The 10,249-nt window shown below is 70.7% G+C and carries 9 protein-coding genes; 7 read left to right on the top strand and 2 right to left on the bottom strand.

Annotated elements, in window-relative coordinates; translation table 11 throughout:
* Window positions 1–97 precede the first annotated feature (97 nt).
* Window positions 98–1,324 (bottom strand): acyl-CoA dehydrogenase family protein, encoded by a 1,227-nt coding sequence (locus tag AOK15_RS34990; RefSeq protein WP_055522327.1) that lies wholly within the window; start codon window positions 1,322–1,324, stop codon window positions 98–100.
* 167 nt (window positions 1,325–1,491) lie between these two features.
* Here AOK15_RS34990 and AOK15_RS34995 point away from each other — a divergent pair, with 167 nt between their 5' ends.
* Complete coding sequence (locus AOK15_RS34995; protein WP_055522328.1) at window positions 1,492–2,139, top strand: TetR/AcrR family transcriptional regulator; 648 nt, start codon at window positions 1,492–1,494, stop codon at window positions 2,137–2,139.
* Window positions 2,140–2,209: 70 nt separating this feature from the next.
* Here AOK15_RS34995 and def read toward each other — a convergent pair whose 3' ends face one another.
* Window positions 2,210–2,749 (bottom strand): peptide deformylase, encoded by a 540-nt coding sequence (gene def, locus AOK15_RS35000; protein ID WP_185093804.1) that lies wholly within the window; start codon window positions 2,747–2,749, stop codon window positions 2,210–2,212.
* A gap of 152 nt (window positions 2,750–2,901) precedes the next feature.
* On the opposite strand from def, the gene AOK15_RS35005 reads away from it, so the two are divergent.
* The 6 genes from AOK15_RS35005 to AOK15_RS35030 all read left to right on the top strand — a co-directional run.
* A complete protein-coding gene (locus AOK15_RS35005) occupies window positions 2,902–4,140 on the top strand; it encodes a Mur ligase family protein (protein WP_055522330.1) in 1,239 nt (412 codons plus the stop codon).
* A 23-nt stretch (window positions 4,141–4,163) separates the two neighbouring features.
* On the top strand, window positions 4,164–4,892 hold the full coding sequence (locus AOK15_RS35010; RefSeq protein WP_055522331.1) for a type 1 glutamine amidotransferase: 729 nt from the start codon (window positions 4,164–4,166) through the stop codon (window positions 4,890–4,892).
* 290 nt (window positions 4,893–5,182) lie between these two features.
* Window positions 5,183–6,208: a 6-phosphofructokinase gene (locus tag AOK15_RS35015; RefSeq protein WP_055522332.1), complete on the top strand. Its 1,026-nt coding sequence runs from the start codon at window positions 5,183–5,185 to the stop codon at window positions 6,206–6,208.
* A 106-nt stretch (window positions 6,209–6,314) separates the two neighbouring features.
* Window positions 6,315–7,259, top strand: coding sequence for a cytochrome c oxidase assembly protein (locus tag AOK15_RS35020; protein ID WP_055522333.1), 945 nt, complete (start codon window positions 6,315–6,317; stop codon window positions 7,257–7,259).
* Window positions 7,260–7,528: 269 nt separating this feature from the next.
* On the top strand, window positions 7,529–8,992 hold the full coding sequence (locus AOK15_RS35025) for a PASTA domain-containing protein (RefSeq protein WP_240508738.1): 1,464 nt from the start codon (window positions 7,529–7,531) through the stop codon (window positions 8,990–8,992).
* 17 nt (window positions 8,993–9,009) lie between these two features.
* Window positions 9,010–10,249, top strand: a 1,240-nt coding sequence (locus AOK15_RS35030; protein WP_157870465.1) for a serine/threonine-protein kinase, incomplete at its 3' end; no start/stop codon positions are given.

Raw genomic sequence — 10,249 nt, forward strand, 5'->3', positions numbered from 1 at the left:
GGTGACCGTCACCCGGGGGCGCGGCGCGCCTCACGGACAGGTCTGCGGCGCGCCTCACGGACGGTCCCGGCTGCGCCGCACGGACGGGCCCGAGGTGCTATCGGATGGACATCCCCGAGACGGTGCGGGCGATCACCAGCCGCTGGATCTCGCTCGTCCCCTCGAAGATCGTGTAGATGGCCGAGTCCCGGTGCATCCGCTCCACCGGGTACTCCCGGGTGTATCCGTTGCCGCCGAGGATCTGCAGGGCCTGCGCCGTCACCTTCTTCGCCGTCTCGCTCGCGAACAGCTTCGACTGCGACCCCTCGGCAGCGGTGAACGGCTTGCCGTTGATCGCCATCCAGGAGGCCCGCCACACCAGCAGCCGGGCCGCGTCCACGGACGTGCGCATGTCCGCCAGCTGGAACGCGACGCCCTGGTTGTCGATGATCGGCCGACCGAACTGCTCACGGGTCTTGGCGTAGTCCAGAGCGACCTCGTAGGCGGCGCGGGCGGTGCCCACGGCCATCGCCCCGACGGCGGGCCGGCTCGCCTCGAACGTGGCCATCGCCGCGTTCTTCACCCGCTCACCGCCGGCCTTGGCCCGCTCGCGGGCCCGCGCCAGGCGCTCGTCGAGCTTCTCCTTGCCGCCGAGGAGGCAGGAGCCGGGGACGCGCACGTCCTCCAGGACGACCTCGGCGGTGTGGGAGGCGCGGATGCCGTGCTTCTTGAACTTCTGGCCCTGGGACAGGCCGGGCGTGTTCGGCGGGACGATGAAGGACGCGTGGCCCTTGGAGCCGAGTTCGGCGTCGACCACGGCCACCACGACGTGGACGTTGGCGATGCCGCCGTTGGTCGCCCAGGTCTTCGTCCCGTTGAGGACCCACTCGTCCTTGGCCTCGTCGTAGACCGCGCGGGTGCGCATGGAGGCGACGTCGGAGCCGGCGTCGGGCTCGGAGGAACAGAACGCGGCCACCTTGACGTCGTTGGCGTCGCCGTACATCTGGGGGATCCAGGTGCCGATCTGCTCCTCGGTGCCGTTGGCGAGGACGCCGACCGCCGCGAGGCCGGTGCCGACGATGGAGAGCGCGATGCCGGCGTCACCCCAGAACAGTTCCTCCATGGCCATGGGGATGCCGAGGCCGGTGGGGTCGAAGTACTGCTGGGCGTAGAAGTCGAGGGAGTAGATGCCGACCTTGGCTGCCTCCTGGATGACCGGCCAGGGCGTCTCCTCGCGCTCGTCCCACTCGGCGGCCGCGGGCCGGATCACATCGGCGGCGAATCCGTGCAGCCAGTCGCGGACCTCTCGCTGTTCCTCGTTGAGTTCCATCGTGAACTCGGCCATGACGCCTCCAGCACTGCACTAAGATGTTACCTGCGGTAACGCGAGTCTGTTACCGGTCGGTAGGAAAAGTCAACTCCCGGGTCGGCCTCGGCAGCCCGTTCGATCGTGACGTGTCCGTCAGTGCTACTTTGCGCAGGCGTCACCGAAATCTGCACTGGGGGAGAGACATGGACACCACGCAGTCGACCGACCAGGAACGGTCCGCCGACCGCCGTCGGCGCGAGCTGCTGGAGGCCGCGGACCGCGTGGTGCTCCGCGACGGCCCGGGGGCGTCGATGAACGCCATCGCGGCCGAGGCGGGCATCACCAAGCCCATCCTTTACCGCCACTTCGGCGACAAGGGCGGACTCTACGCCGCGCTCGCCCAGCGTCACACCGATGCCCTCCTGGACTCCCTGCGGGCCGCGCTGGACGCCCCGGCGGAGCGCCGGGAGCGCGTCGAGGCGACCCTCGACACCTATCTCGCGGCCATCGAGGCCCGCCCTCAGGTGTACCGCTTCCTGATGCATCCCGCCGAGGGCGGCCAGCCCGGGGGCGACCAGGGCTTCGACGTCGGCAAGCTCTCCGCGCCCCTGCTGCGGCGCATGGGCGAGGAACTCGGCAAGGTCATAGAGGACCGCCTCGACCTCGGCCCCGACAGCCGCCGGCTCGCACGGATCTGGGGCCACGGCATCGTGGGCATGATGCACGCCGCGGGCGACTGGTGGCTCGGCGAACGCCCCTGCACCAGGGCCGAGTTGGTCCGCAGCATGGCCGACCTCCTGTGGGGCCGCCTGGCGGCCGCGGGCGACAAGGTGGGCGGCCCGGGCTTCTGACCCCGGCCGCGCCCGAAGGGGCGTGGGGCGCCGCACGACCCGCGCCGGCGTAGCCGCGCCCCTCGGCAGGTCAGCCGCCCCACGGCGCCTTCGCGATCTTCCGCCGCACCCGGGAACGGCGCCACCCCGAGAGGTGGTCCACGTACACCCGGCCGTCGAGGTGATCGCACTCGTGCTGGAGGCACCGCGCGAAGAACCCGGTCCCCGGCACCCGTACGCGGTCCCCGTCGGCCGTGTACCCCTCCACCACGGCCTCGTCGTACCGTTCCACCCCCGCCTCCAGTCCGGGCAGCGACAGACAGCCCTCCGGCCCGCGCAGCAGGATCCCGTCCGCCGACACCAGCCGCGGGTTCACCACATGGCCGAGATGGCGCTCGTCCTCGTCGTCCGGGCAGTCGTACACGAACACCCTCAGCGCACGGCCCACCTGGTTCGCGGCCAGACCCACGCCCCGCGCCGCGTACATCGTCGCGAACATGTCCTCCACGAGCCGCTCGAGTTCGGGACCGAACTCCGTGACTTCTTCACAAGGGGCGTGCAGGACGGGGTCCCCGAGCAGTGTCATGGGGAGAACGCGCCCTCGGGCGCCGGGAATCGAGCCGCTTCGCATGGGCGCAAGAGTACGTTCGGACCCGATATCGCCGGTCCCGTCGGTGCTACCGGCCCGGCAAGATTCGGGCGCGTGAGTGGATCTCGATAGGCTTTGGTCCACACGTTGCCGAGACTGGGCGCGGCGCTGTACGCAAGGAGGATCGAGAACTGATGGCAGGCAACTCGGACCCGCTGACGCCGCGGGCCAAGCTGGCCGTGACGGCGGGCAAGGCGGTCGCGGCGGCATCGCGTGCCGCGGGACGCGGTAGCGGATCGGTGATCGGCGGTCGGGTGGCCCTCAAACTCGACCCCGATCTGCTGGCACGACTGGCGCAGAACCTGGACGTCGTCCTGGTCTCCGCCACCAACGGAAAGACGACCACGACCCGGCTGATCGCGGAGGCGCTGCGCGCCGCGGGCCCCGTCGTGTCGAACGCGCTGGGCGCCAACATGCCCGCGGGCATCACCTCGGCGCTCGCCGGCAACTCCGACTCCAAGTTCGGTGTGATCGAGGTCGACGAGAAGTACCTCGCCGGTGTGGCACGGGACACGGACCCCAAGTGCATCGCGCTGCTCAACCTCTCGCGCGACCAGCTCGACCGGGCCGCCGAGACGCGCATGATGGCGGAGGCCTGGCGCGAGGGCCTGGCCGGCACCAAGTCCGTCGTCGTCGCCAACTGCGACGACCCGCTGGTGGTGTGGGCCGCGTCGTCCTCCCCCAACGTCGTCTGGGTCGCCGTCGGCCAGATGTGGAAGGACGACGCCTGGTCGTGCCCGTCGTGCGGCGGTGTGATGCAGCGCCCGGGCGACGACTGGTTCTGCGGTGAGTGCGGTTTCCGCCGGCCCACCCCGAGCTGGGCGCTCTCCGGCGACCACGTCCTCGACCCGCACGGTTCGGCCTGGCCGATCCATCTCCAGCTGCCGGGCCGCGCCAACAAGGCGAACGCCGCCTCGTCGGCCGCCGTCGCCGCCGTCTTCGGGGTGCCCCCGCAGGTCGCCCTGGAGCGGATGTACCAGGTGCAGGCCGTCGCCGGACGCTATGACGTGGTGCAGTTCATGCAGCGTGATCTGCGACTGCTGCTCGCCAAGAACCCGGCGGGCTGGCTGGAGACGTTCTCGCTGATCGACCCGCCGCCGTCGCCGGTGATCCTTTCGGTGAACGCGCGCGGCGCCGACGGCACCGACACCTCCTGGTTGTGGGACGTCGACTACACGCGGCTCACCGGCCACCCGATCTTCGTGCTGGGCGACCGGAAGCTCGACCTCGCGGTGCGTCTGGAAGTGGCCAACCAGCACTTCCAGGTGTGCGACAGCCTCGACCAGGCGGTGCAGATGTGCCCGCCGGGCCGGATCGAGGTCATCGCGAACTACACCGCGTTCCAGGACCTGCGCCGCCGCGTCGGCAACTGACCACGAGGACTCGAGGGGAACTCATGAGTGACAACAGCCTGCGGGTCGTCTGGGTCTACCCGGACCTGCTGAGCACCTACGGCGACCAGGGCAACGTGCTGGTCGTGGAGCGCCGGGCGCGTCAGCGCGGCCTGGACGTGGCCCGGCTGGACGTGCGCAGCGACCAGCCGATCCCGACCTCCGGCGACATCTATCTGATCGGCGGCGGCGAGGACCGTCCGCAGCGGCTCGCGGCCGAGCGGCTGCGCCGTGACGGGCATCTGTACCAGGCGGTGAACAACGGCGCGATCGTGTTCGCGGTGTGCGCCGGCTACCAGATCCTCGGCCACGAGTTCGTCAACGACCTCGGTCAGCGCGAGCCGGGCCTCGGTTTGCTCGACGTGACCACGGTCCGCGGCGAGGGCGAGCGGTGCGTCGGCGACGTCCTCGCGGACATCGACCCGCGTCTCGGGCTGCCCCAGCTGACCGGGTTCGAGAACCACCAGGGCGTCACCCACCTCGGCCCCACCGCCCGCCCGTTCGCGAACGTGCGGCTCGGCAAGGGCAACGGCACGGGCGACGGCACGGAGGGCGCGTACAACGACACCGTGTTCGGCACTTACATGCACGGTCCGGTGCTCGCCCGGAACCCGCTGATCGCCGATCTGCTGCTGAAGTTGGCGCTCGACGTCAACGCGCTGCCGCCGACCGACGACCGCTGGTTCGAGGCTCTACGCAACGAGCGGATCGCGGCGGCCACCGAGCCCGCGTAACGCGTCCGTGCGGACCGGCCCGGACGGCGTCGGCCCAGGTCCGCGCACCTTCGGCGAGGCGGGCCGAGGAACCCGAGAAACGGTTCCTCAGTGCCCGTACCGAAGCCCGTCTGACACCGCCCCCGCTCAGCTGTGACAGCCCGTCTGACCAGGCGTGCGCTCACCTGTGCGGGGGCGTCCAGCAGGCGGACGCCCGCTACGGTCCGGCCCCCCGACGCCGGTAGGGTGGCGGGGATTCCGCCGGACAGCGTGGTCCGGATCCTGCCCACGTTGAGAAGGTAATTCGGGCTATGCGCATTGGTGTCCTCACGTCCGGCGGCGACTGCCCCGGGCTGAACGCCGTCATCCGGTCCGTCGTGCACCGCGCCGTCGTCGACCACGGCGACGAGGTCATCGGCTTCCGGGACGGCTGGAAAGGCCTCCTGGAGTGCGACTACCTCAAGCTCGACCTCGACGCGGTGAGCGGCATCCTGGCTCGCGGCGGCACGATCCTCGGCTCCTCCCGGGTCCAGCCCTCGCATCTGCGGGACGGTGTGGAGCGGGCGAAGGGCCATCTCGCGGAGCTCGGCCTCGACGCGATCATCCCGATCGGCGGTGAGGGCACCCTCAAGGCGGCCCGCCTGATGTCGGACAACGGGCTGCCCGTCGTGGGCGTGCCGAAGACCATCGACAACGACATCGCGGTCACCGACGTGACGTTCGGGTTCGACACGGCCGTCGGTGTCGCCACCGAGGCCCTGGACCGGTTGAAGACCACCGCCGAGTCCCACCAGCGGGTGCTGGTCGTGGAGGTCATGGGCCGCCACACCGGCTGGATCGCCCTGCACTCCGGCATGGCGGCCGGCGCGCACGCCATCGTCGTACCGGAACGGCCCTTCGACATCGAGGAGCTGGCCGCGCGGGTCGGCGAGCGCTTCGCGGCGGGCAAGCGCTTCGCGATCGTCGTGGCCGCCGAGGGCGCCAAGCCGAAGGCCGGGTCCATGGCCTTCGACGAGGGCGGCAAGGACATCTACGGGCACGAGCGGTTCGCCGGCATCGCCCGGCAGCTCTCCGTCGAGCTGGAGGCACGGCTCGGCAAGGAGGCTCGGCCGGTCATCCTCGGGCATGTGCAGCGGGGCGGTACGCCGACCGCCTACGACCGGGTGCTGGCGACGCGCTTCGGATGGCACGCGGTGGAGGCCGTGCATCGCGGGGAGTTCGGCAGGATGACCGCGCTGCGGGGCACGGACATCGTGATGGTGCCGCTCGCCGAGGCGGTGGAGACGTTGAAGACCGTTCCCAAGGAGCGGTACGACGAAGCCGAGTGCGTGCTCTGAGTGATACGAGCGCTGTACCGCCCCCGGTCGCCGACGCGGCCGGGGGCGGTTCTAGTCTGGTGCCGGACAGACGGCGCTCAACCCCCACGAATCAGGAGCCGACGGAATGGATCACAGCGGGCACGGCACGGATCTCCTGCCCTTCACCCTGGGGCGGGGGCTCGGGTGGTCGGCGGACCCGTTCTTCCTGGTCGGCTGTCTGGTGGCGCTCGCGCTGTACGCGTGGGGCGTCGTCCGGCTCGTCCGGCGCGGGGACAAGTGGCCGGTGGGGCGGACCGTCGCGTTCGTCGCGGGTGTGCTGATGATCATGCTGGTGATGTGCACCCGGCTGAACGACTACGGGATGGTCATGTTCAGCGTGCACATGGTGCAGCACATGGTGATCAGCATGCTGGCGCCGATCCTGCTGCTGCTCGGCGCGCCGATGACCCTGGCGTTGCGGGCGCTGCCGACGGCCGGCAAGGGCCGCAAGGGGCCCCGTGAGCTGCTGCTGATGTTCCTGCACAGCTGGTACATGCGGATCGTCACACATCCGGCGTTCACCATCCCGATGTTCATCGCGAGCCTGTACGCGCTGTACTTCACCCCGCTGTTCGACTTCCTGATGGGGTCCAGGCCGGGTCACATCGCGATGATGGTGCACTTCCTCGCCGTGGGCCTGTTCTTCTTCTGGCCGATCATGGGCGTGGACCCCGGCCCGCACCGGCCGGGCTATCTGATGCGGATGCTGGAACTGTTCGCGGGCATGCCGTTCCACGCGTTCTTCGGCATCGCCCTGATGATGGCGTCCACGCCGATGGTGAAGTCGTACGAGAACCCGCCCGCGTCGCTGGGCATCGACGCGCTCGCCGACCAGAACGCGGCCGGCGGCATCGCGTGGGCGTTCAGCGAGATCCCGTCCGTGCTGGTGCTGCTCGCGCTGCTCTTCCAGTGGTACGGCTCCGAACAGCGCCAGGCGCGGCGCAAGGACCGGGCTGCCGACCGGGACGGCGACAAGGAACTCGAGGCATACAACGCCTATCTGGCCTCACTCAACGCACGCAGCCGCTGAGCCCTTCTCGTGGTCTCGTGGTCTCGGGGTCACTCCCCTTTCCGTGACCCCTATTCTTCTGTTCGACCCCACGACCGCACATTCATATTTTTCTTGACTGAAGGGCTTTTCCTTTCAGTAGCATGATGCGTGAGCCCCGCTTCCGCCCTGCGGGGTGACGGGGGAAACCGCCGGGGGGAGCGGTCATGACAATTCACGTATGCCTGCGAACGTGTTTGCGAAATGCCGGGGAATCGGCCGTCCGCAGGATCGCCGTTCTCCTAGTGGGCGTGGTGGTCCTCAGCGGATGCGGTCATTCCGGTCCGGCGCTGCTCCCGGTGCGGGCGGTCGCCGCGGGCGTGGCCTCCCTCGCACCCTTCTTCGACGAGGACGCCGGCCTGGGGTGGGACCAGAGGAACCTCACGTCCCGTGAGCCGCACAGCGGGCTCCAGCAGGGGAACGCACCCGGCCTCTACGGCGGAACGCAAAAGCGCCCGAAGATCTGCGACATCGACAAACTCGAACGTTTTCTGACCGATCCCGAAAACCGGAAAAAGGCTCAGGTCTGGGCCGACATCGTGGGGTTGAAGGTCGACGGAATCAGCGATTATCTCGACGACCTCACCCCCGTTCTCCTGCGCCACGACACGCTCGTGAAGAACCACGACTACAAGAGCGGCGAAGGCGTCCCCTTCGACGCGCTGCTGGAAGCGGGCATCGCCGTATTGGTGGACGAACAGGGGCTGCCGGCCGTGAAGTGCAGCTGCGGAAATCCCCTGCGGGCGTTCGACGACGATCCCGAGCGCGTCGAGGTGAAGTTCGACGACCGCAACGACGAGTGGGAGAGCTACGACGAGTCTTCGACGGTCGTGGTGAAGCCCGCGCCCGAGCAGCTGAAGGAGATCAAGCTCGTCGACGTCGAGGACCCCGGCCAGGGCATCAGCCGGGACGTCGGTACCGCGGGAGAGTCGGACGAGACGTTCGACGCTCGTGAACGGCGGACGGTGCCGGAGGTTGCGGGGAAGTCCTTCGGCGAGGCGAGCGCGGCCCTGGCGGACGACGGGCTCGCGGTGGTCGTGGAGGGCGACGAGATGCCGCCGAGCGACGCTCCCGTGACGGGGTCCAGCCCTGGAGCGGGCTCGAAGCGGGAGTTCGGTGACGCGGTGACGCTGACGGTGGACTGGAAGCCGACGGATGTGCCGCCGTCGGACGGCGGTACCGGCACCGACTCGGGGGCGGCGTCGGGGGGTTCCGGCTCCGACTCGGGCTCCGGCTCCGGCTCCGGCTCCGGGGGCGCGGACGTTGGGCCCGACTCGGGCTCGGGCTCGGGCTCGGGCTCGGGGGGAGCGGACAGCGGGTCAGACTCCGGATCCGGATCGGATGCGGGGTCCGGTTCGGGGTCGGATTCGGGGTCGGTGGGGTCTTCCGACGGCGGGATCCCCTCGCCGAGCGGGTCCACGCCCACGCCCGTTCCGACGCCGACGCCGACACCGACACCGACACCGACACCGACACCGACACCTGAGCCGACCACATCGACGCCCACCGCGGAGCCGACCACCCCGGCCTCGACACCCACCACGTCGAGTGCGGCCCCTCCCCCGCCGGACCCCACCCCGACGGAGGAGAGCGACCCGCCGGCCGAGGACCCCGGAGATTCGGGAGGCCCGGGAGGTCCGGGAGAGCCAGGCCGGGGCGCCGACGGCGACACCGGAGACCCCGCCGAGAACCCGGCCCAGCCCGTATGGATCTGAACCCTGGGGAGTGACCGATGCAGTCCGAAGCACCGGAGTCGGGAGTCGGCCGGGTCATCGCCGACCGCTACCTCTTGCTGAACCGCCTGGGCAGCGGCGGCATGGGCCATGTCTGGCTCGCGCACGACCAGCAGCTGGACTGCGAAGTCGCGCTCAAGGAGATCGTGTTCCGCGACCCCGGCGAGGAGGAGCAGGACCGCGCCACCCGGGTCGCGCGGGCCCGCGCGGAGGCCCGGCACGCCGCCGGGCTGCGCGGTCACCCCCACGTGGTCACCGTGCACGATGTCCTCGAACACGACGAGCTGCCGTGGATCGTCATGGAATACGTACCCGGCGCGCTGGACCTGAAGGCGCTCGTCACCCGACGCGGCCCGCTCGCACCCGCCGAGTGCGCCCGGACAGGACTCGCGGTCCTGGACGCGCTGACCGCCGGGCACGAGCGCGGCATCATGCACCGGGACGTCAAACCGGCCAACATCCTGCTCGCCCCCGACCGCACCGGATCGCCGTACGCGCGCGTCCTGCTCACCGACTACGGGATCTCCGTGCAGCCCGACACCCAGGAGACCCGGTACACCCGCTCCCACATGCTGGTCGGGACCACTGGGTATCTGGCGCCCGAGCGGGCCCAGGGCGGGCCGCCGACCGCCGCGGCCGACCTGTTCTCGCTGGGCTGCACGCTGTACTACGCAGTGGAGGGCTTCGGCCCCTTCGACCGGGACTCCGGGATCGCCGCCCTGACCGCCGTCGTCCTGGAGGAACCGCGTCCGGTGCTGCGCGCGGGCGCCCTGGAGCCGCTGCTGGCCTCGATGCTCGCCAAGGACCCCGTGCACCGGATCAGCGCCGCCGACACCGAGGCGGCCCTCGCCGCGATCGTGACTCCGCGGGCCCACCCCCGCACCGATCCGGACCTGGGGTCCCAGCCGCAGTGGGCGAGCGGGGCCCTGCACACCGTGGAGCCGGAGGTGCTCGCCTCCCGGCAGCGGCACGAGACGCCCTGGCCCGCACCGACCGCGGCGCCGGACAACCACTCCGACCGGGCCTCCGCCATCGACCACGGCCCCGCCCACCCCGCCCGCTGCTCCCCCGGCACCCGCACCGACGGTCGGCGCCCTCATCACCGGGCGAGGGCCCTGCTGGCCGGCGTGGCGACCACCCTCGGCCTGGCCCTGCTGGTGAGCGGGCTCCTGTACGGGCTGGAGAACCTGCCGGACCTCCGCGGACTCGGCGGCGGCACCGCAAGCGGCGCGAGGCCCT

The organism is Streptomyces ossamyceticus (assembly GCF_001418475.1).
In the GTDB taxonomy this organism is placed as follows: domain Bacteria; phylum Actinomycetota; class Actinomycetes; order Streptomycetales; family Streptomycetaceae; genus Streptomyces; species Streptomyces ossamyceticus.